The sequence below is a fragment of the Muricoccus nepalensis genome (genome assembly GCF_006438825.1).
GTDB classification, from domain to species: Bacteria; Pseudomonadota; Alphaproteobacteria; order Acetobacterales; family Acetobacteraceae; genus Roseomonas; species Roseomonas nepalensis.
The window spans coordinates 98620-117259 of the sequence record NZ_RCZP01000002.1 but is presented as its reverse complement, the minus strand read 5'-3'; the positions used below and the strand labels follow the sequence as shown (position 1 = coordinate 117259).

Annotated in this window: 18 protein-coding genes and 1 pseudogene; 10 read left to right on the top strand and 9 right to left on the bottom strand. The window is 73.9% G+C overall.

Annotated elements, in window-relative coordinates; genetic code table 11:
- Positions 1-51 precede the first annotated feature (51 nt).
- Positions 52-1593 carry an argininosuccinate lyase gene (locus tag EAH89_RS02800; RefSeq protein ID WP_140881258.1) on the bottom strand — a complete coding sequence of 514 codons (1542 nt, stop codon included), beginning with the start codon at positions 1591-1593 and terminating at the stop codon, positions 52-54.
- 157 nt (positions 1594-1750) lie between these two features.
- Here EAH89_RS02800 and EAH89_RS02795 point away from each other — a divergent pair, with 157 nt between their 5' ends.
- From EAH89_RS02795 to ligD, 3 genes and pseudogenes are all read left to right on the top strand, one after another.
- Positions 1751-3385, top strand: coding sequence for an NAD(P)/FAD-dependent oxidoreductase (locus EAH89_RS02795; RefSeq protein ID WP_140881257.1), 1635 nt, complete (start codon positions 1751-1753; stop codon positions 3383-3385).
- A 2-nt stretch (positions 3386-3387) separates the two neighbouring features.
- Positions 3388-4404: an LLM class flavin-dependent oxidoreductase gene (locus tag EAH89_RS02790; protein WP_140881256.1), complete on the top strand. Its 1017-nt coding sequence runs from the start codon at positions 3388-3390 to the stop codon at positions 4402-4404.
- A gap of 34 nt (positions 4405-4438) precedes the next feature.
- Positions 4439-5341, top strand: a pseudogene (ligD, locus tag EAH89_RS02785) (non-homologous end-joining DNA ligase).
- Positions 5342-5371: 30 nt separating this feature from the next.
- Here the strand turns inward: ligD and EAH89_RS02780 are convergent.
- Positions 5372-6160, bottom strand: coding sequence for an SDR family NAD(P)-dependent oxidoreductase (locus EAH89_RS02780; RefSeq protein ID WP_140881254.1), 789 nt, complete (start codon positions 6158-6160; stop codon positions 5372-5374).
- A gap of 23 nt (positions 6161-6183) precedes the next feature.
- Positions 6184-7353 (bottom strand): zinc-dependent alcohol dehydrogenase, encoded by a 1170-nt coding sequence (locus tag EAH89_RS02775; protein ID WP_140881253.1) that lies wholly within the window; start codon positions 7351-7353, stop codon positions 6184-6186.
- A 164-nt stretch (positions 7354-7517) separates the two neighbouring features.
- Between EAH89_RS02775 and uraD the strand changes: the two genes are divergently transcribed.
- On the top strand, positions 7518-8330 hold the full coding sequence (gene uraD / locus EAH89_RS02770) for a 2-oxo-4-hydroxy-4-carboxy-5-ureidoimidazoline decarboxylase (protein WP_140881252.1): 813 nt from the start codon (positions 7518-7520) through the stop codon (positions 8328-8330).
- Here uraD and EAH89_RS02765 read toward each other — a convergent pair.
- Positions 8327-9199 carry an SDR family oxidoreductase gene (locus tag EAH89_RS02765; protein WP_140881251.1) on the bottom strand — a complete coding sequence of 291 codons (873 nt, stop codon included), beginning with the start codon at positions 9197-9199 and terminating at the stop codon, positions 8327-8329. The two genes, uraD and EAH89_RS02765, sit on opposite strands and share 4 nt — an antisense overlap.
- A gap of 114 nt (positions 9200-9313) precedes the next feature.
- On the opposite strand from EAH89_RS02765, the gene EAH89_RS02760 reads away from it, so the two are divergent.
- Positions 9314-10039 (top strand): hypothetical protein, encoded by a 726-nt coding sequence (locus EAH89_RS02760; protein ID WP_140881250.1) that lies wholly within the window; start codon positions 9314-9316, stop codon positions 10037-10039.
- Here EAH89_RS02760 and EAH89_RS02755 read toward each other — a convergent pair.
- Positions 10023-10499: a GNAT family N-acetyltransferase gene (locus EAH89_RS02755; protein WP_140881249.1), complete on the bottom strand. Its 477-nt coding sequence runs from the start codon at positions 10497-10499 to the stop codon at positions 10023-10025. The two genes, EAH89_RS02760 and EAH89_RS02755, sit on opposite strands and share 17 nt — an antisense overlap.
- Positions 10500-10595: 96 nt before the next feature.
- On the opposite strand from EAH89_RS02755, the gene EAH89_RS02750 reads away from it, so the two are divergent.
- Complete coding sequence (locus EAH89_RS02750) at positions 10596-11612, top strand: Bug family tripartite tricarboxylate transporter substrate binding protein (RefSeq protein WP_140881248.1); 1017 nt, start codon at positions 10596-10598, stop codon at positions 11610-11612.
- A 46-nt stretch (positions 11613-11658) separates the two neighbouring features.
- On the opposite strand, the gene EAH89_RS02745 is transcribed toward EAH89_RS02750, so the two are convergent.
- From EAH89_RS02745 to nhaA, 3 genes are all read right to left on the bottom strand, one after another.
- Positions 11659-12246: a hypothetical protein gene (locus tag EAH89_RS02745; protein ID WP_140881247.1), complete on the bottom strand. Its 588-nt coding sequence runs from the start codon at positions 12244-12246 to the stop codon at positions 11659-11661.
- A 162-nt stretch (positions 12247-12408) separates the two neighbouring features.
- A complete protein-coding gene (ndk, locus tag EAH89_RS02740) occupies positions 12409-12831 on the bottom strand; it encodes a nucleoside-diphosphate kinase (RefSeq protein WP_140881246.1) in 423 nt (140 codons plus the stop codon).
- Positions 12832-12910: 79 nt separating this feature from the next.
- Entirely contained in the window at positions 12911-14101 is a 1191-nt protein-coding gene (nhaA, locus tag EAH89_RS02735; protein WP_140881245.1) for a Na+/H+ antiporter NhaA, read from the bottom strand.
- A 155-nt stretch (positions 14102-14256) separates the two neighbouring features.
- Between nhaA and EAH89_RS02730 the strand changes: the two genes are divergently transcribed.
- Positions 14257-16140 carry an ABC-F family ATP-binding cassette domain-containing protein gene (locus EAH89_RS02730; protein ID WP_140881244.1) on the top strand — a complete coding sequence of 628 codons (1884 nt, stop codon included), beginning with the start codon at positions 14257-14259 and terminating at the stop codon, positions 16138-16140.
- Between the two features lie 73 nt (positions 16141-16213).
- On the top strand, positions 16214-17194 hold the full coding sequence (locus tag EAH89_RS02725) for a redoxin family protein (RefSeq protein ID WP_161993459.1): 981 nt from the start codon (positions 16214-16216) through the stop codon (positions 17192-17194).
- On the opposite strand, the gene EAH89_RS02720 is transcribed toward EAH89_RS02725, so the two are convergent.
- On the bottom strand, positions 17191-17448 hold the full coding sequence (locus EAH89_RS02720; RefSeq protein WP_140881242.1) for a DUF6356 family protein: 258 nt from the start codon (positions 17446-17448) through the stop codon (positions 17191-17193). The genes EAH89_RS02725 and EAH89_RS02720 overlap by 4 nt on opposite strands.
- Before the next feature lie 114 nt (positions 17449-17562).
- On the opposite strand from EAH89_RS02720, the gene EAH89_RS02715 reads away from it, so the two are divergent.
- Both EAH89_RS02715 and EAH89_RS02710 read left to right on the top strand, forming a co-directional pair.
- Positions 17563-18045, top strand: coding sequence for an Lrp/AsnC family transcriptional regulator (locus EAH89_RS02715; protein ID WP_140881241.1), 483 nt, complete (start codon positions 17563-17565; stop codon positions 18043-18045).
- A gap of 53 nt (positions 18046-18098) precedes the next feature.
- Positions 18099-18605: an MOSC domain-containing protein gene (locus EAH89_RS02710; RefSeq protein WP_140881240.1), complete on the top strand. Its 507-nt coding sequence runs from the start codon at positions 18099-18101 to the stop codon at positions 18603-18605.
- Positions 18606-18640 lie beyond the last annotated feature (35 nt).

Sequence of the window (18640 nt, the reverse complement as noted above, 5' to 3'; positions counted from 1 at the left end):
GGGCGTAACGCGGCGGGCGGGAAAGGGTGGCGGGGGCGTCGCCCCGCAACGTCACGGCGCGCGGGCGAGGAGGCGGCCGAAATCCCCGTCCAGCGCGCCCAGCGCGGCGTCGATCCGGCCGCGCCGCTCCCCGGTCCAGCGCGCGCCCTCGGCCAGGCGCTCGCCCGCGCCGGCCAGCATCCGCGCCATCTCCGCCGGCTGCGGGCCGCCGGCCGTCGCGCGGTTGCGGACGATGGCCACGGGGTCCAGCGTCTCGCGGAATTCCGCCTCGCCCATCGGCAGCTCCGCGGGGGAAAGGCCCATCTCGCGCAGCGTCTCCCCGTAGATCCGCCGCGCCTCCGCGTAGGGAAAGTCGGTCGGGCGGATATCGTGGGCCTTGGCGTGGTCCACCACCTCGGAGGCGAAGTGGTGCCCGGCGCGGAAGGGGAGGCGGTATTTCCGCATCAGCACGTCCGCGATCTCCTGGGAGGCCGTCCAGTCGCTGTTCAGCTCCTCCAGCGCGCGCTCGGGGCTGATGACGAGGGCCTTCAGCACCCGGTCCCAGGCGTCCAGCAGCGCGACGGCGCCGGCGGTGACGGCGACGTTGTCGGCCACCCCCTTCGCGTCGCTCATCCCCGGCGGGATGTTGTGCGCCTGGATCGCGCGCCCGATCCCCAGCGTCACGACCCGCGAGGCCTGGGCGCGCGTGTCGTTCAGCAGGCCGGGGTTGCGCTTCTGCGGCATGGCCGAGGAGACGTAGGTGTTGCCGTCGCCCTCCCGCAGCAGGATCCAGGGCCGTGGCTGAGCGTACTGCGTCATGACGTCCTCGACGAAGGCGCCGGCGTGCAGCGCGATGCCGGTCGCGACCGCACCGATCTCCGCGGGCATCTCGGCCGCCACGATCTGCGCGGCGTCGTAGGCGTTCTCCACCGTGCCGGGGAAGCCGAGGTAGCGCGCCATGCGGTCCCGGTTCAGCGGCCAGCTCGTGCCGTTCAGCACGGTGGTGCCCATGGGCGAGAGGTCGAGCCGCGCGAAGGCCTCCCGCAGCCGCTGCGCGTCCCGCTCCAGCCCCGCGACGTGGCCGAGGAGGTAGTGGCCGTAGCTGTTGGGCTGGGCCGCCACGCCGTTGGTGTAGTTCGGCACGACCGTCGCCGCCTGGGCCTCCGCCAGGCGCAGCATCGTCGCCGTGGTGCGGCCGAGCGCCTCCGACAGGCGCAGCAGCTCGTCGCGCAGGATGGCGGCGCGCACGGTGGCCAGCATGTCCTGGCTCGACCGCCCCGCGTGCAGCAGCGTGGCCTCCACCCCCGCGGCCTCGATCAGCAGCGGCTCGAAGGTGATGACGAGGCTCGGGCGCGGCCCCCCGGGCCGATCGCCGGCCTGAAGCACGCGGTTCAGCCCCGCCGCGATCCGCGGCGCCAGCGCGGGGTCCAGCAGCCCCTCCTCGGAATTGATGACGGCGCTGGCCTTGTTGATCTCGCCGAGCCAGTAGAAGGCGTCCCGCCGCGGCGCCGGCCGGGCCTGGGACTGCCCCGGGGCGGCGGGCGCCTGGGCGGCCAGCGGGTCCGCCGCGGAGCAGAGGGCGGCCACTCCGAGAAGCACGATCCAGCGGCGCATGGCCCATTCCCCCGCGGCCCGGCCCGGGCCGGCAGGGACCGCCCGGGGGCCGGCGGGCATCCTAGGGAAGGCCGCGCCCGGGGCAAGGCAGGCCGGCGGGCGCGGGGCACCCCGCCGTGTATCATTCCACGGGCGAGCACCCTATATCCCCGCCGCCATGCTTCGCCTCACCGAGATCAAGCTCCCCCTCGACCACGCGGACGACGCGCTGCGCGACGCCGCCGCCGCGCGCCTGGGCGTGCCGCCCGGGGAGGTGCTGGACATCACCGTCTTCCGCCGCGGCCACGATGCCCGGCGCCGCGGGGCCATCGCGCTCATCTACACGCTCGACGTCGCGTTGCGGGACGAGGCGGCGGTGCTGGCGCGGCTCGAGGGTCACCGCCAGGTCTCCGTCACGCCCGAGACGCGCTACCGCCTGCCCCCCGCCCCCGCCGTGCCGCCGCGCCATCGCCCCGTGGTGATCGGCGCCGGGCCCTGCGGCCTCTTCGCCATGCTCATCCTCGCGCAGATGGGCCTCCGCCCGATCCTGATCGAGCGCGGGCAGGTGGTGCGCCAGCGCACGCAGGACACCTGGGGCCTCTGGCGCCGCTCGGTGCTGACGCCGGAATCGAACGTCCAGTTCGGCGAGGGCGGCGCCGGCACCTTCTCGGACGGCAAGCTCTGGAGCGGCATCGGCGACAGCGCGAACCGCATCCGCAAGGTGCTGGAGGAATTCGTCCGCGCCGGCGCGCCGGAGGAGATCCTCTACGTCTCCAAGCCGCATATCGGCACCTTCCGCCTCGTCTCCATGGTCGAGCACATGCGCGCGACGATCGAGGCGCTGGGCGGCGAGTACCGCTTCGGCACGCGGGTGGAGGGCATCGAGACCGACGCCGGCCGGCGCCTGCGCGGCCTGCACCTCTCCGACGGCTCCTTCCTGGAGGCGGACCACGCCGTCCTCGCCGTCGGCCACTCCGCGCGCGACACCTTCGAGATGCTGCACGACCGCGGCGTCTACATGGAGGCGAAGCCCTTCTCGATCGGCGTGCGCATCGAGCACCCGCAGGGCCTCATCGACCGCTGCCGCTTCGGCCCGCAGGCTGGCCATCCGATCCTCGGCGCCGCCGACTACAAGCTCGTGCACCACTGCCGCACGCCGGAGGCCGAGGGCCGCGCCGTCTACTCCTTCTGCATGTGCCCGGGCGGCACTGTCGTGGCCGCCGCCTCCGAGCCCGGGCGCCTGGTCACGAACGGGATGAGCCAGTATTCCCGCAACGAGCGCAACGCGAACGCGGGCATCGTGGTCAGCATCACGCCCGAGCGCGACTACCCGGGCTCCCCGCTCGCCGGCATCGCGCTCCAGCGGGAGCTGGAGGAGCGCGCCTTCATCGCCGGCGGAGGCGACTACCGCGCGCCCGCCCAGCGGGTGGGGGACTTCCTCGCCGGGCGGCCCTCCACGGCGCTCGGCAGCGTCGTCCCCTCCTACCGCCCGGGCGTCACGCCGACCGACCTCGCCCTCTGCCTCCCCGCCTTCGCGGTGGCCGCCATCCGCGAGGCGCTGCCGGCCTTCGACCGTCAGATCAAGGGTTTCGCCATGGCCGACGCCGTGATGACGGGGGTGGAGACGCGCACCTCCTCGCCGCTGCGCATCAAGCGCGACGAGACCGGGCAGAGCCTGAACACCCCCGGCCTCTTCCCGGCCGGCGAGGGCGCGGGCTACGCGGGCGGCATCCTCTCGGCGGGGGTGGATGGCATTCGCGCGGCGGAGGCGGTCGCGGCCAGCCTCTCCGCCCTGGCACCGGCGGGGAGCTAGGCATGGAATTCGCCCTCGACACCTTCGGCGACGTGACGACCGGCCCCGACGGCCGGCCGGTCCACCCGGCGCAAGTCATCCGCGAGCTTGTCGACGAGGCGGTGCTGGCGGACGAGCTCGGCATCGACTTCTTCGGCATCGGCGAGCACCACCGCGACGACTTCGCCGTCTCCTCCCCCGAGGTGGTGCTGGCCGCCATCGCCGCGCGCACCCGCCGCATCCGCCTCGGCTCCGCCGTGACGGTCCTCAGCTCGGACGACCCGATCCGCATCTTCCAGCGCTTCTCGACGCTGGACGCCGTCTCCTCCGGGCGGGCCGAGGTGGTCCTCGGGCGCGGCTCCTTCACGGAATCCTTCCCTCTCTTCGGCTACGACCTCGAGGACTACGAGACGCTGTTCGAGGAGAAGCTCGACCTCTTCGCCGCCCTCCTCTCCGGCGAGCCCGTGACCTGGCAGGGGAAGACGCGCCCGCCGCTCGAGGCGCAGCGCGTCTTCCCGCCCGTGGAGGGATCGCTGAAAGCCTGGATCGGCGTCGGCGGCAGCCCGAAATCGGTGATCCGCGCGGCCCGCTACGGGCTGCCGATGATGCTCGCCATCATCGGCGGTGACCCCGCGCGCTTCCGCCCCTATGTCGACCTCTACCACCAGGCGCTGGCGCAGTTCGGCATCGGGACGCAGCCCGTCGGCGTGCATTCCCACGGCTACGTCGCCGAGACGGACGAGGCGGCGCGCGAGGAGCTCTGGCCGCACTGGAAGGCCTCCCGCGACCGCATCGGCGCCGAGCGCGGCTGGCCCGCCGCGCGCCCGGAGGACTTTGAGCGCGAAATCGCCGGCGGCTCGCTCTACCTCGGCGCGCCCGAGACCGTCGCGCGGCGCATCGCCTCGACCGTGGGCGCCCTCGGCCTGTCCCGCTTCGAGATGAAGTACAGCGCAGGCACCCTGCCGCACGCGCGCATGATGCGCAGCATCGAGCTCTACGGCGGCAAGGTGGTGCCGATGGTCAAGGACATGCTCGCCTAAACCGCCGCGGCCAGGCGCGCGTTCAGGCCTTGCCATGGCCCGCACGCCCGCCCCGCCCCGTAGCCGGTCCGCCGCCCCCGCGGAGACGGTCGCGGGCGTGCCGCTCACCCACCCGGACCGCCTCTACTGGCCCGCGGACGGCCTCACCAAGCGCGACCTCGCCCGCTACTTCGAGGCCGTGTCGCCGCGCCTCCTGCCCTGGATCGCCGGCCGCCCGCTCTCGCTGCTGCGGGCGCCGGACGGCATCGGGGCGGAGACCTTCTTCCAGCGCCACGCCGGCCGCGGCACCCCCGCGCGCCTCACGCCCGTGACGCCGCGCGGGGAGGCGTCCCCGCTGCTGCAGGTGGACGGGGTGGAGGGGCTGGTCGCCCTCGCGCAGTTCGGCGCGCCGGAGATCCACCCCTGGCCGGCGAAGAGCACCGCCATCACGCGGCCCGACCGGATGATCCTCGACCTAGACCCCGCGGAGGGCCTCCCCTTCGACCGCGTCGTCGAGGCCGCGCTGGCCCTGCGCGAGCGCGTCGCGGCCCTCGGCCTCGCCCCCTTCTGCAAGACCACGGGCGGCAAGGGACTGCACGTCGTCGTCCCCGTCTCGGGCGCGAGCTGGAAGGGCCTGCACGACACGGCCGAGAGGCTGTGCAAGGCGCTGGAGGCGGAGGAGCCCGCCCGCTTCACGACCGCGAGCGCCAAGGAGGCGCGCGCCGGCCGCATCTTCCTCGACTACCAGCGCAACGCGCGCGGCGCCTCGGCCGTGGCCGCCTGATCGCCGCGGGCGCGGCCCGGCGCCGGTGTCTCCCTGCCGCTCGACTGGACGGAGGTGGGACCGGACCTCGATCCCCGCGCCTTCACCCTCCGCACCGCCCCCGCCCGCATCGCGGCGCCCGACCCCTGGGCCGGCTTCGAGGCGGCGGCCCGGCCGTTGCCGAAGGCGCGCTGAGGGAGGGGCCGCGCGGCCCCTCCGCTGGCGCTACTGCTTGCCGCTGCCCGGCTCCGCCATGCCGCGGTGGAGCGCCGCCGTGACCCCGGCCGGGAGCACGTTGGCGATGGCCGACTGGACCTTGTTCTTCCAGCCCGCGACGACGTCGCCCTCGCCCTTCAGCATGGCCTCGAAGCCGACGCGCGCGACCATCCCGGCGTCGTCCTTCTTTCCCTGGCCGACGGAGGTGTCCATCAGGTCGGCCCGCTCGAAGAACTCCGTCTCGGTCGGGCCGGGCATGAGGCAGGTGACGGTGATGTTCGTCTCCTTCAGCTCGTCGCGGATGGCGAAGGAGAAGGAGTTCAGGAAGGACTTCGTGCCGTTGTAGACGGCCTGGAAGCTGCCGGGCATGAAGCCCGCGATCGACCCCGTGATGAGGATCTTCCCCGCGTTGCGCGCCCGCATGGCACGGCCGACGCGGTGGATGAGGTAGATCGTGCCGGTGACGTTCGTGTCCACCACCTGGCGCGCGCGGTCGAAGTCCTCGTCGAGGAACCCCTTGCCGAGGCCGCGCCCGGCGTTGGCGAGCAGCGCCTCCACGTCGCGCCCGCGCAGCGCCTCGAGCATCCGGTCGACGCCTTCCGTGGTGGAAAGGTCGGCCTGCACGGCGTCGACGTTGACGCCCATCGCGCGCAACTCGGTGGCGGCGGCCTCGATCGCCGGCTCGTCGGCCGCGATCAGCAGGTCGTAGCCGTGCTGCGCCGCCTGCTTCGCGAGTTCGAGGCCGATGCCGGTGGAGGCGCCCGTGACGAGGGCGAGCGGACGGATGGCCTGGGCCATGATGCTTCTCCGGATGTCTGGGATCAGGGCTTCAGGACGACCTTGATGCAGCCGTCCTTCTTGTCGCGGAAGGTCTTGTAGAGATCGGGGCCTTCCTCGAGCGAGGCCGTGTGGGTGATGACGAAGGAGGGGTCGATCTCGCCCTTCTGGATGCGCTCCAGCAGGATCGGTAGGTAGCGCTGCACGGGCGTCTGGGCCATGCGGAAGGTCAGGCCGCGGTTGATCGCCGATCCGAACGGGATCTTGTCGAGCAGCCCGCCGTAGACGCCGATGATCGAAACGGTGCCGAAGTTGCGGCAGCAGTGGATCGCCTGGCGCAGCACGTGCGGGCGGTCCGTGCCCATGAAGGTCGCGACCTTGATGCGGTCGATCACGGAATCGAAGCTCGCCGTGCCGTCCGCCTCGGTGCCGACCGCGTCGATGCAGGCGTCCGCGCCGCGGCCCTTCGTCAGCTCCTGGATCGCGTCGTAGACGTCCACGTCGTGAAAATCGAGCGTGATGGCGCCCGCCGCGCGCGCCATGGCGAGGCGCTCGGGCACCGTGTCGATCGCGATCACGCGCTCGGCGCCGAGGATGAAGGCGCTGCGGATCGCCATCTGCCCCACGGGGCCGCAGCCCCAGACCGCGATCGTCTCGCCGCCCTGGATGTTGCAGAAATCGGCGCCCATGTAGCCCGTCGGGAAGATGTCGGACAGGAACAGCACCTGCTCGTCCGTCATGCCGTCCGGCACCTTGATCGGGCCGACGTCCGCGTAGGGCACGCGCACGTACTCCGCCTGCCCGCCCGCGTAGCCGCCGAGGATGTGCGAGTAGCCGAAGAGCCCTGCGGGCGAGTGGCCCCAGAGCTTCTCCGCGGTCTTGGCATTGCGGTTGGACCGCTCGCAGCCCGAGAAGAACCCCTTCTGGCAGAAGAAGCACTCGCCGCAGGAGATGGTGAAGGGCACGACGACGCGGTCGCCAACCTTCAGCTTCTTGTTGTCCTTGCCGACCTCAACCACCTCGCCCATGCACTCGTGCCCGACGATGTCGCCGCGCTCCATGCCGGGGATCATGCCGTCCATGATGTGCAGGTCGGACCCGCAGATGGCGCAGGAGGACACCTTGATGATGGCGTCGCGCCCGTCCTCGATCTTGGGGTCGGGCACGGTGTCGCAGCGCATGTCGTTCTTGCCGTGCCAGGTGATCGCTCTCATGCGCCGCGCTCCTCGGGGATGGGGTCTCGCCGCCCGGGACAGCCCGGACCGAGCTCGATGAACGCGCCAGGGCGGTAAATGCTGCACCGTGAAACGCCCCGCCCCCCGTTGCCCGCCCTGCCCCGGGCTGGGATCATCCCGGCGGCAGGGCGAAAGGACGCGGCATGGGCGATGGACAGGCAGCGGGCCCCGTGCCCCGGCCGGACCTCGCGGCGCTGAACGCGCTGCCGGCGGAGGGCTTCGCCGCCGCGCTCGACGGCGTCTTCGAGCACGCCCCCTGGGTCGCCCGGCGCGCGGCCGCCTCCCGCCCCTTCGCCAGCACCGCCGCCCTGCACGCCGCGCTGATGGCCGTGGTCCGCGGCGAGGACGAGGCGGGGCGCGTTCGTTTCCTCAACCTCCACCCCGAGCTCACCGCCGGCGCCCTGCCCCCCGACATGACCGCCGCCTCCCGCGAGGAGCAGGGCGGCGCGGGGCTCGAGGATGCGGGGGAGCTCCGGCGGCTGAACGCGGCCTACCGCGCGCGGCACGGCATCCCCTTCATGATCTGCCTTCGCCGGCACACGGGGCCGGACGTGCTCCGGCGCTTCCGGGCGCGGCTCGGCAACCCCGTCGCCGTGGAGCGCGCGGCCGCGCTGGAGGAGGTCGCCCATGTCTCGCGCCTCCGCCTCGCGGCGCGGGTGGCGGCGCCGGACGCGGAGCCGCCGCGCGGCCGCATTGTCCTCGCAGCGGCCGGCGCTGACGGCACCCCGTTCGCCGGGCTGGCGCTGGCGCTCCGCATCGAGGGCGCCCCGGCTGGGGAGTGGACGACGGACGCCGAAGGCCGCGCCGGCCCCCTGCTGGCGGGGGAGACGATGCGCATCGGCCGCTACACGGTCGTCGCCGACGGCGAGGCGATCCCCTTCGCCGTCGAGGACCCCGCCGCCCCCCTCGCCCTCCGCCTGAGCCGCGCGGCGGCGGGGTGGCGGCTGGCGACCTAGGCGTTCACCACGTCGCCCCCGTTGGGGTGCAGCACCTGCCCGTTGATGTAGGAGCTGTCCGCCTCGGAGGCGAGGAAGATGTAGCTCGGCGCCACCTCGTCCGGCTGCCCCGCGCGGCCCATCTTCGCGGAGGAGCCGTGCTTGGCCGACTCCTCGTCCGTGAAGCTCGCGGGGATCAGCGGCGTCCAGATCGGCCCGGGCGCGACCGCGTTCACGCGGATCTTCCGGTTCTCGAAAAGCTGCTGCGAGAGGCTCCGCGTGAAGGCGAGGATGGCGCCCTTCGTGCTCGAGTAGTCGATGAGCTGCGGGCTGCCCTTGTAGGCGGTCACGGAGGTCGTGTTGATGATCGTGCCGCCCTCGGGCATGTGCGCCAGCGCGTTCTTCGCCACCCAGAAGTAGCCGAGGATGTTCGTGCGGAAGGTGCGCTCCACCTGCGCCTCGTCGATCGTCGCGAAATCCTTGTTCTCGTGCTGCTCGGCCGCGTTGTTCACGAGCACGTCGATGCGCCCGCCGAGGAACCCGGCCGCGCGCGCGACGGCCTCGCGCACGAACGACGCGTCGCCGACATCGCCCGCGATCGTCTCGCAGCGCCGCCCGGCCGCCTCCACCAGGCGCTTCGTCTCGGCGGCGTCCTCGTGCTCGTCCTTGTAGAGGACGACGACGTCGGCCCCCTCCTTCGCGAAGCCGATGGCGACCGCGCGCCCGATGCCGGAATCCCCGCCGGTGACGAGCGCCGTCTTGCCCTCCAGCTTGCCCGAGGGGCGCCAGTTCTCCATCGACGACTGCGGCCGGGGCGTCATCGCCGCTTCGATGCCGGGCTGGCGGTCCTGGTGCTGCGGCGGCTGGGGCGTCGTCTGGTCGTCGGGCATGCGCGGGGTCCTTCTGGGCTGGCCCGGAGAACGGAACTCTCCCCGCCAAGTTGCGCCAGACAGAACGCCTGCCCGTTAACCCTCCGCTGAGGCCCCTGTGGCAGGTTCCGTGGCATGAGCACACAGGCAGTGCAGGCCCCCGCCCTGCGGCCCGGCCGCGCCGTGAAGACGGTCGCCAAGACGGCGGACTTCAAGGGCGCGCTTGCGCGGGCCCAGGCGCCCTTCACCCCGCCGCGCCCCCCCGCGGCGGCGCCGGCCGAGCGCGCGCTGGCGGGCGCCGGCACCCCCGGCAGCCCCCCCGCTGCTGGCACCGATGCCACCTTCCGCAACCGGATCGCGGCGCTCGAGAGCGCGGGGGCGGGCTGGGCCGCCCGCAACCCCACCTCCGGCGCGCTCGGCCGTTACCAATTCATGCCGATCGCACTCCGCGATATCGGCTGGCAGGACGGCGCCGGCGCCTGGACCGAGCGCGCCGCGGCGGCCGGCGTGCGGAGCGAGGCCGACTTCCTCAGCAATCCCGCCGCCCAGGAGACGGCGATGAGCGACTATCTCCTGCGGGCGGAGCAGCAGCTCGCGGCCAACGGCTCCCTTCGCGCCGCCGGGCAGACGGTGACCGCGACCGACGGGGGAACCGTCCCGCTGACCGAGGCCGGGCTGGTCGCCGCCGCCCATCGCCGCGGCGCGGGCGCGGTGGCCCGCTGGCTGGAGCACCGCACCCGCACCCCGGACGCCCCGGTGCCCGAGGCCGCGCGGGTCGCCTTCGCCGATGTCGAGCAGCGGCTGCGGGACTTCGCGGGCGTGTCCTACGCGGCGCGGCCGGGGCTCAGCCGCGCCGCATGAACAGCACGGGCATGGAGAGACCGCCCGGCAGAGGCCGCTCGCCCGGCCGGTCCGCGGCGTAGCCGAGGCTCTCGTAGAACGGCACGGCGTTGAGGTAGGCGCGCAGCACGAAGCGGGTGCAGCCGGCCCCCCGCCCCCGCTCCTCCGCCGCGCGCACCAGCCGCGTCGCCAGGCCCCGCCGGGCGGCGTCGGGGTGGACGAAGACCTTGCGGATCCGCCCCACCCCGTCCCCCTGCCCGAGCCACCCCGCGCTGCCGAGGATCGCGCCCCCCGCCTCCGCGACCCAGACGTCACTCTCCGCCACCTCCGCCGCGTAGCCCGGCTCCCGCAGCATGGCGTCGTAGGCCGGGGTCAGAGCGGCCGGGTAGGCGGTGGCGAGGGCCGCGAAGGAGGCGGACTGCATCGCCACCAGCGCGGGCATCTCGCCCTCCTGCAGCGGCCGGAGGATCGGGGGGGTCATCGCGGTCTCCTGAACTCGACCCAACGGGCGGGCCGGCGCAGGATCGGGCGACGCGACGGGCCCGCCAAGGGCCGGCGCCGTGAAGGAGCGCGCCCGATGAGCCGATTTCCCGCCCCCCCGTCCCCGCCGCGGCCGGGCCGGCGCGGCCTCGGCGCCCTGGTGGGGGGCCTCCTGGCGGGCGGGCTGCTGGCCGCCCCGGCGGTGCGGGCGCAGGCGGGCTTCCCCAGCCGCCCCATCCGGGTGGTGATCGCCTTCGCGGCGGGCGGCAACTCCGACACCATGTCCCGGCTCATCCAGCCGAGGATGGCGGAGTTCCTCGGGCAGACGGTGGTGGTGGAGAACCGCACCGGCGCCGGGGGGGCGCTCGCAGCCGGGCAGGTCTTCCAGGCGCCGGCGGACGGCCACACGCTGCTCTTCGACGCCGCCTCCTTCATCATCGCCCAGTTCATCAACCGCAACCTGCCCTTCGACTACGAGCGCGACTTCACCCCGGTCGGGATGGTGGCGGAGGTCCCCTACATCCTGGCCGTCCCGGGCTCCTCGCCGGTGCGGGACCTCAAGGGCTACCTCGACGCGGCGCGGGCCATGCCGGACGGCATGCCCTACGGCACGCCGGGGGTGGGCAACACCGGGCACCTCGCCGGGGCGCTGCTGGCGCACCGCGCGGGGGTGAAGATGGAGCACATCCCCTACCGCGGGGGCGCCGAGGTCGCGCGCGACCTGGCGGGGGGCACCCTGCCGTCCGGTTATCTCTCGGCCAACTCGCTCCACCCGGTGATGGAGGGCGGGCGGGCGCGGCCCATCGCCCTGACCTCGGGCCAGCGGCGCGGCGGCATCGAGGGGGTGCCGACGATCGCCGAATCCGGCTTCCCGGACTTCGACCTCACCAGCTGGAACGCGATGTTCTGCCGCGCCGGCACGCCCGAGCCGGTCCTGCGGCAGCTGGAGCAGGCCGTGGAGTTCGCGACGAGGGACGAGGAGGTGCGCCGGCGCCTGGCGGCCATGGGAGCCACGGCGGTGCCGCCGGACGCCGAGGGGCTGGCCCGTCGCCTGGTGAGCGAGCGGGTCCTGGTGCAGGGGCTGATGCGGGACACCGGCATCAGCTTCGGCTAGGGCCCGCCCCCTCGCGGGGCGGCGCCCGGCCGGTCAGACAAGCCCGTCAGATGAAGTCGGCGCGCGCCGCCTTGGCCACGCGGTGGAAGGCGCCCAGCGCCGCGTGGGTCTGCTCGGCGATCGCCTCGTCCGTGTCGTCCAGGCAGGCCACCACCAGGTAGAGCCGGCCGCGGCCCGCGTTGGGCTTGGACTCCGCGTGGAGCAGGTCGGCCGGGCGCGGCGCGTCGTAGCCGGCCAGGGCCTCGGCGTTCAGCGCCCGGCTGCCGATCCGCTTCGTGTCGTACCACTGGCGCAGGATGTAGAAGCGCCCGTCGGCCCGGTCGCGGCCGATCGCCGCCTGGTTGTTCCGGTCGAGCGGCGTGTAGGAAGCGGACTTCTCGAGCAGCCGGATGCTGAAGTCCAGCGCCGCGGCCTGCCCGGCCGGGCGGAGGGTGAGCTTCCACTGGAAGCCGTCCTTCACCGCCTCCGCCTCGTCCTCGGGCTCCGGCCGGCGGGCGGCGGGGAAGCGGGCGTCGGCGGCCAGGGCCTTGCGCCAGCGGCGGAAATGGTTCCGGACCTCGGTCCGGTTCTCGACCGGGCTGAGCTCGATTGGCGCCGCGACGGCCGCGGGGGCCTCGGCCTGGGCGGCGGTCATGGGCGGCGCGGCCCCGGGCTCGTGGCCATGATCCTCGGCAAGGCGGTGTTCCAGTGCGTGGCGGTTAGGCCGGGTTGATCGCACGGGCGCCGCCCCCGGCGAAGCACTCATTTCCGAGACGGGGCAAAAAGGGCCGGGAGGGACCCTCCCGGCCCGGCCGCCTCAGCCGACGATCTCGTGGCCGGCGAAGAAGAAGGCGATCTCGGTCGCCGCGTTCTCCGGGCTGTCGGAGCCGTGGACCGAGTTCGCCTCGATGCTCTCGGCGAAGAGCTTGCGGATGGTGCCCTCGGCCGCGTTGGCGGGGTTGGTGGCGCCCATGATCTCGCGGTTCCTGGCCACCGCGTCCTCGCCCTCGAGCACCTGCACGACCACGGGGCCAGAGGTCATGAAGGAGACGAGGTCCTTGAAGAAAGGCCGCTCCTTGTGGACGCCGTAGAAGGTCTCGGCCATCGACTGGGTCATCTGGATGCGGCGCTGGGCGACGATGCGCAGGCCCTTCTCCTCGAAGACGGCGTTGATCTTGCCGGTCAGGTTCCGGCGGGTCGCGTCGGGCTTGAGGATCGAAAAGGTGCGCTCGGTGGCCATGGTGGCGGTTTCCCTCTGTTGGTGTGGGCGCCGGTAGCGGCGCCGGGGGCGTTCGGCAAGGGGGACCCGCCCCGCCCCCTCACCGCGAGGGCGTCGCCGGGACGTCCCGCGGCGCCACGCGCAACAGGGCGTAGCCGAGCAGCCCCGAGAGAAGGGAGCCGCCGAGGATGCCGATCTTCGCCTCCGCCTGGAGCAGCGGGTCGCCGGGGAAGGCGAGCAGGGTGACGAAGAGGCTCATCGTGAAGCCGATCCCGCAGAGGAGGGCCACGCCGAAGAGCTGGAGGCGGCTGGCATGGGCGGGCATGTCCGCGAGGCCGAGGCGGATCGCGAGGCTGGCCGCCCCGAAGACGCCGATCGCCTTGCCCAGGAGCAGCCCGAGGCCGACGCCCAGCGTGACCGGGGCGACCAGGGCCTCCCCCGGCAGGTTCAGGAAGGGCACCCCCGCGTTGGCCAGCCCGAAGACGGGCACGATGACGAAGCCCACGGGCACGGCCAGGCGGTGCTCCAGCCGGTGCAGCGGGCTCGCGCGCTCGTCGTCGACCGCGCCGGGCCGGTGGCGCAGGGGAATGGTGAGGGAGAGGAAGACCCCCGCCAGCGTCGCGTGGACCCCCGAGCGCAGCATCAGCACCCAGAGCACGGCGCCGAGCAGGAGGTAGGGCAGGAGCCGGAGCACGCCCAGCCGGTTCATCGCCGCCAGCACCGCGATCACGGCCGCCGCGGCCGCGAGGTCGGGCAGGGAGAGGCCCCCCGTGTAGAAGACCGCGATGATGGCCACCGCCCCGAGGTCGTCGATGATGGCCAGCGCTGCCAGGAAGACCCGGAGCGAGGCCGGCACGCGCCGGCCGAGCAGCGAGAGGACGCCGAGGGCGAAGGCGATGTCGGTCGCGGTCGGGATGGCCCAGCCATGCGCGGTGCGGCTGGGGTTGACCATCAGGTAGATGAGGGCGGGCACCAGCATCCCCCCCGCGGCCGCGAGCCCGGGCAGCGCGCGGCGGGGCCAGGTGGCGAGCTGCCCGTCGACCGCCTCGCGCTTGATCTCCAGGCCGACGAACAGGAAGAACAGGGCCATCAGCCCGTCGTTGATCCATTCCTCGACCGAAAGCGGGCCGAGATGGGCGTGCAGCACCCCCTGGTAGGCGGCGTTCAGCGGCGTGTTGGCGATGACCAGCGCCAGGGCGGCCGCCCCCATCAGCACCAGCCCGCCCGAGGACTCCGAATCGAGGAAGCGGCGCAGGGCGCTCGGCGGCGGGTGGTGGTGGGTCCTGTCCATCGGCCGCCTCGCTCCCCCTCGGTCTCGAGGGGACGGGCCTAGCACGCGGCGCGCCCGCTGCAAGGGCGGAGGGGGAGCCCCCCTCGGCCGGCGCGCGACGGGGATGCGCAATGCGGCGTTCCGTCCCGCCCTCCCCGCGGTCTAGAAGGGGCGCCATGACCGTCCTCGCCCTTCGCGACCTGACCATCCGCATGGCCGGGCGCACCCTGCTGGACGGCGCCAACCTGCAGCTCGACCCCGGCCGGAAGCTGGGCCTCGTGGGGCGGAACGGCGCCGGGAAGTCCACCCTGTTCCGGGCCCTCACCGGCGCCCTCTCCCCGGATGGCGGCGAGATCCGCGTCGCCGCCCGCGCCCGCATGGCCCATGTGGCGCAGGAGCAGCCGGGCACGGACGTCTCCCTCATCGACACCGTGCTGGCCGCCGACACCGAGCGCGCGGCGCTCCTGGCCGAGATGGAGCACGGCGACCCCGCCCGCGTGGCCGAGGTCCAGGAGCGGCTGATCGCCATCGGCGCCGACGCCGCCCCGGCGCGGGCCGGCGCGGTGCTCGCCGGCCTCGGCTTCGACGGCGCGGCCCAGCTCCGCCCCGTGCGGGAGTACTCGGGCGGCTGGCGGATGCGCGTCGCGCTCGCCTGCGCCCTCTCGCTCGAGCCCGACCTGCTGCTGCTCGACGAGCCCACCAACCACCTCGACCTCGAGGCGACGATCTGGCTGGAGGGCTGGATTAAGCGCTTCTCCGGCGCCGCCATCATCATCTCCCACGACCGGGAGGTGCTGGACGAGTGCGTGGACAGCATCGCGCACCTCGACCGCGGCAAGATCACGACCTACCCGGGCGGCTACTCCGAGTTCGTGCGCATCCGCACGGAGCGCATGGCCCAGCAGGCCGCGGCCAACGTGAAGATCATGGCCGAGCGCGCGCACATGCAGGCCTTCGTGGACCGCTTCCGCGCCAAGGCGAGCAAGGCGCGCCAGGCCCAGTCCCGCATCAAGGCGCTCGAGAAGCTGCCGCCCGTGATCGCGACGGTGGAGGACGGCCCGACCCGCTTCGAGTTCCCCGACCCCGTGGAGGTCGCGCCGCCCATCCTGACGATGTACGGCGCCTCCGTCGGCTACGGGAACCGCACCATCCTCAGCGGCCTCGGCCTGCGCCTCGACCAGGAGGACCGCGTGGCCCTGCTCGGCGCCAACGGCAACGGCAAGTCCACCCTCGCCAAGCTCATCGCCGGCAAGCTGGAGGCCAGTTCCGGGGAGGTGCGGCGCACGCCGCGGCTCAAGATCGGCTACTTCGACCAGCACCAGGCGGAGGCGCTGGACCCGCAGGGCACGCCGCTGTCGCACATGCAGGCCGTGATGCCCAAGGCCACCATCACCCAGGTGCGCGGCCAGCTCGCGCGCTTCGGCCTCGACGTCGACCGCGCCACGACGAAGATCAGCGACTGCTCGGGCGGCGAGAAGGCGCGGCTGCTGCTGGCGCTCACCACGCGCGACGCGCCCCAGCTCCTCATCCTCGACGAGCCCACCAACCACCTCGACATCGACGCGCGCGAGGCGATGGTCCGCGCGCTCGCCGAGTACAAGGGCGCCGTCGTCATCATCACCCACGACCCGCACATGGTGGAGCTGGCCGCCGACCAGCTCTGGCTGGTCGCGGACGGGCAGGTGAAGCCCTTCGACGGCGACCTCGCGGACTACCGCGCCTGGCTGGCCGGCCGCGCCCGGGAGGCCCGGAGCGAGGCGCGCGCCGCCAACCGCGGCGAGGCCGAGGCGGCGCCGAAGCCCACCGCCGCCAGCCGCGCCGCCGCCCGCGCCGCGCTCGCCCCCATCAAGGAGCGCGTGCGCGAGGTCGAGGCGCGGATGGAGAAGCTGCGGCTCGAGGACCGGCTGCTGGAGAAGAAGCTCTCCAACACCGAGACCTACGCGCGCTTCAAGCCCGCCGACATCGCCTGGGCGAACACCCGCCGCGCCGCCATCGCCGCCACCCTCGGCAAGCTCGAGGAGGAATGGCTGGAGCTGTCGGAGAAGCTGGAGGCGGCCTGACCGCCCCGGCGCGGCGGCCTTGAATCCCGCCCGCCGCGTCGTCAGCTCCACCAGGCCTGATGGAGTGACCCCCTTGCCCGGACGCCGCCTCCTCGCCCCGGGGCTCCTGGCCGGCCTGGTGCCGGCCCTGGCCCCCTCCCCGGCCCGCTCCTTCGCCCCCCAGGCGCCCGACTTCGTGGGGATCGACGGCTGGATCAACGCGCCGGCGCCGCTCTCGGTCGCCGGGCTGCGCGGCAAGGTCGCGCTGGTCGACTTCTGGACCTACTCCTGCATCAACTGCCGCCGCACCGTCCCCTACCTCAACCGCTGGCAGGCCGAGTACGGGCCGCGCGGGCTGCAGGTGGTCGGCATCCACACGCCGGAATTCGGCTTCGAGCGGATGCGCCGCAACGTCGAGGCCGCGGTGCGGGAGTTCGGCATCCTCTACCCCGTGGGCCAGGACAACGACCGCCGGACCTGGCGCGCCTGGAGCAACCAGGCTTGGCCCGCCTTCTACCTGCTCGACCGCGAGGGCCGGGTGGTCCTCCTGCGGGAGGGGGAGGGCCACGCGCGGGAGATGGAGGGGGCGATCCGCGGGCTTCTCGGCCTCTCCGGCCCCTTCCCGGCGCGCCCGGGCGAGGACCCGGACCTGTCCCATGTCCGCTCGCCCGAGGTCTATTTCGGCGCCCTGCACCCGACCCCGCAGGAGCGCGCGCAGTCGCCCCGGCGCGGCGAGGCCACCTACGCCTTCGCGGGCGCGGGGCCGGGCCTGAACCGCTACGACCTCGACGGCACCTGGGCGCGGGGCGAGGAGGAGCTGGTGCTCCGCTCCGCGCGCGGCGGCCTGCGGATGCGCTTCTCGGCGGCCCGGCTCCACCTCGTGGCCGGGGTGGCGGAGGGGATGGCCGAGGGCATCCCCCTGCGCGTGCGGGCCGATGGCGGCGCCTGGCGCGTGGTCGAGGTCGGCCGGCCGACCCTCTACACGCTGCTCGACGGCGAGACCTACGGCGAGCACCTCGTGGAGGTCGAGGCGCCCGCACCCGGCCTGTCGCTGTTCAGCGCGACCTTCGGCTAGAGAGGCTGGCGCGCGGCGTCCCCGGCGGCGTCCGGGGCGCGGGCCGCCCGCACCCGGTTCAGCACCATCCGGTCGTGCAGCTGGGTGATGGTCGCCGACCCCGTGCGCGTGAACAGGAAGGGCAGCACCGCGTGCACGAAGCAGGCGAGCGAGCCCAGCAGCATCCGCCAGCCGAACCAGGCGGCCGTGTGCAGGTGCTCGGTGTAGGTCTCGCCCACCGAGGCCGGGTGGTCGGTGAAGGACGGGGTCGGCATGCGCGTCGGCTCCTCGGGCGTGGCGCCGATCCTAGTGGTCGTCGCGGGGCATGGGATTGCGTTCCATGCCGCATCACCCGACAATGCCGCCATTCCATACCTGGATTGGCCGAATTGGCGCAAAATCCATCCCCGCTCGACGGGTTCGACCGCAAGATCCTCGAATGCCTGCAGGAGGACGCCACCCTCTCGGTGGCCGAGGTCGCCCAGCGCGCCGGCCTCTCCCCCTCCCCCTGCTGGCGCCGCATCCGGCGGCTGGAGGAGGAGGGCGTGATCCGCCGCCGCGTGGCCCTGCTGGACCCCGCGAAGATGCGCGTCGGCGTCACCGTCTTCGTCACCATCCGCACCAACCGCCACAGCATGGACTGGGCCGAGCGCTTCTGCCGCGCGGTCAGCGAGATCCCCGAGGTGCTGGAGTTCCACCGCATGAGCGGCAGCGTCGACTACCTTCTCCGCGTCGTCGTGCCGGACATCGCGGCCTATGACGGCGTCTACAAGCGCCTCATCGAGATGGCGGACCTCTTCGACGTCAGCTCGAGCTTCTCGATGGAGCAGATCAAGTACACGACCGCCCTTCCCACGGGCTACGCGCCCTGACCCGCGACCTCTTCGGCGAGCCCCCGCGCCCCGCCTCGCCCGCCCCCGGCTCCATGCTCGCGCGGCTGATCGACGGGCCGGTGGCCCCCGGCCGCCTCGCCTGGATCGGGCTCCGCCCGGCCCGCCGCGCGCCGGTGCGGGCGGTGGAGGCCGCCCGCGCCGAGCGCGGCCAAGGCCTGTCCGGCGACCGCTTCGCCAGCACCCGCGACGGCGCGCGGCAGGTGACGCTCATCGCGGCCGAGCAGCTCCGCGCCATCGCCGGCTACCTCGCGCGCGAGGCGGTGGAACCGGCGCGGCTGCGGCGGAACCTCGTGGTGGAGGGCATCAACCTCTCGGCGCTCCGCAACCGTCGCTTCCGGGTCGGCGAGGTGCTGCTGGAATGGTCGGGCGACTGCCACCCCTGCTCGCGCATGGACGAGGAGCTCGGCCCCGGCGGCTACAACGCCGTGCGCGGCCACGGCGGCATCACCGCCCGCGTGATCGAGGGCGGCGCGCTGCGCCTGGGCGACCCCGTGGAGCGGCTTCTCGGCACCCCTGACGGGGGCGGGGTTCTGGCCTAGCCTGGGGGCAAGGGACTCGCCACCGGCGCGCCCAC

Excerpts from the sequence above, each read along its gene's own strand:
- EAH89_RS02745 (WP_140881247.1), bottom strand. The coding sequence starts at position 12,246 with ATGACCGCCGCCCAGGCCGAGGCCCCCGCGGCCGTCGCGGCGCCAATC.
- uraD (WP_140881252.1), top strand. The coding sequence starts at position 7,518 with ATGGGCGATGGACAGGCAGCGGGCCCCGTGCCCCGGCCGGACCTCGCG.
- EAH89_RS02780 (WP_140881254.1), bottom strand. The coding sequence starts at position 6,160 with ATGGCCCAGGCCATCCGTCCGCTCGCCCTCGTCACGGGCGCCTCCACC.
- EAH89_RS02755 (WP_140881249.1), bottom strand. The coding sequence starts at position 10,499 with ATGACCCCCCCGATCCTCCGGCCGCTGCAGGAGGGCGAGATGCCCGCG.
- nhaA (WP_140881245.1), bottom strand. The coding sequence starts at position 14,101 with ATGGACAGGACCCACCACCACCCGCCGCCGAGCGCCCTGCGCCGCTTC.
- EAH89_RS02795 (WP_140881257.1), top strand. The coding sequence starts at position 1,751 with ATGCTTCGCCTCACCGAGATCAAGCTCCCCCTCGACCACGCGGACGAC.
- EAH89_RS02730 (WP_140881244.1), top strand. The coding sequence starts at position 14,257 with ATGACCGTCCTCGCCCTTCGCGACCTGACCATCCGCATGGCCGGGCGC.
- EAH89_RS02790 (WP_140881256.1), top strand. The coding sequence starts at position 3,388 with ATGGAATTCGCCCTCGACACCTTCGGCGACGTGACGACCGGCCCCGAC.
- EAH89_RS02710 (WP_140881240.1), top strand. The coding sequence starts at position 18,099 with ATGCTCGCGCGGCTGATCGACGGGCCGGTGGCCCCCGGCCGCCTCGCC.
- EAH89_RS02760 (WP_140881250.1), top strand. The coding sequence starts at position 9,314 with ATGAGCACACAGGCAGTGCAGGCCCCCGCCCTGCGGCCCGGCCGCGCC.
- EAH89_RS02775 (WP_140881253.1), bottom strand. The coding sequence starts at position 7,353 with ATGAGAGCGATCACCTGGCACGGCAAGAACGACATGCGCTGCGACACC.
- EAH89_RS02800 (WP_140881258.1), bottom strand. The coding sequence starts at position 1,593 with ATGCGCCGCTGGATCGTGCTTCTCGGAGTGGCCGCCCTCTGCTCCGCG.
- EAH89_RS02765 (WP_140881251.1), bottom strand. The coding sequence starts at position 9,199 with ATGCCCGACGACCAGACGACGCCCCAGCCGCCGCAGCACCAGGACCGC.
- EAH89_RS02750 (WP_140881248.1), top strand. The coding sequence starts at position 10,596 with ATGAGCCGATTTCCCGCCCCCCCGTCCCCGCCGCGGCCGGGCCGGCGC.
- EAH89_RS02720 (WP_140881242.1), bottom strand. The coding sequence starts at position 17,448 with ATGCCGACCCCGTCCTTCACCGACCACCCGGCCTCGGTGGGCGAGACC.
- ndk (WP_140881246.1), bottom strand. The coding sequence starts at position 12,831 with ATGGCCACCGAGCGCACCTTTTCGATCCTCAAGCCCGACGCGACCCGC.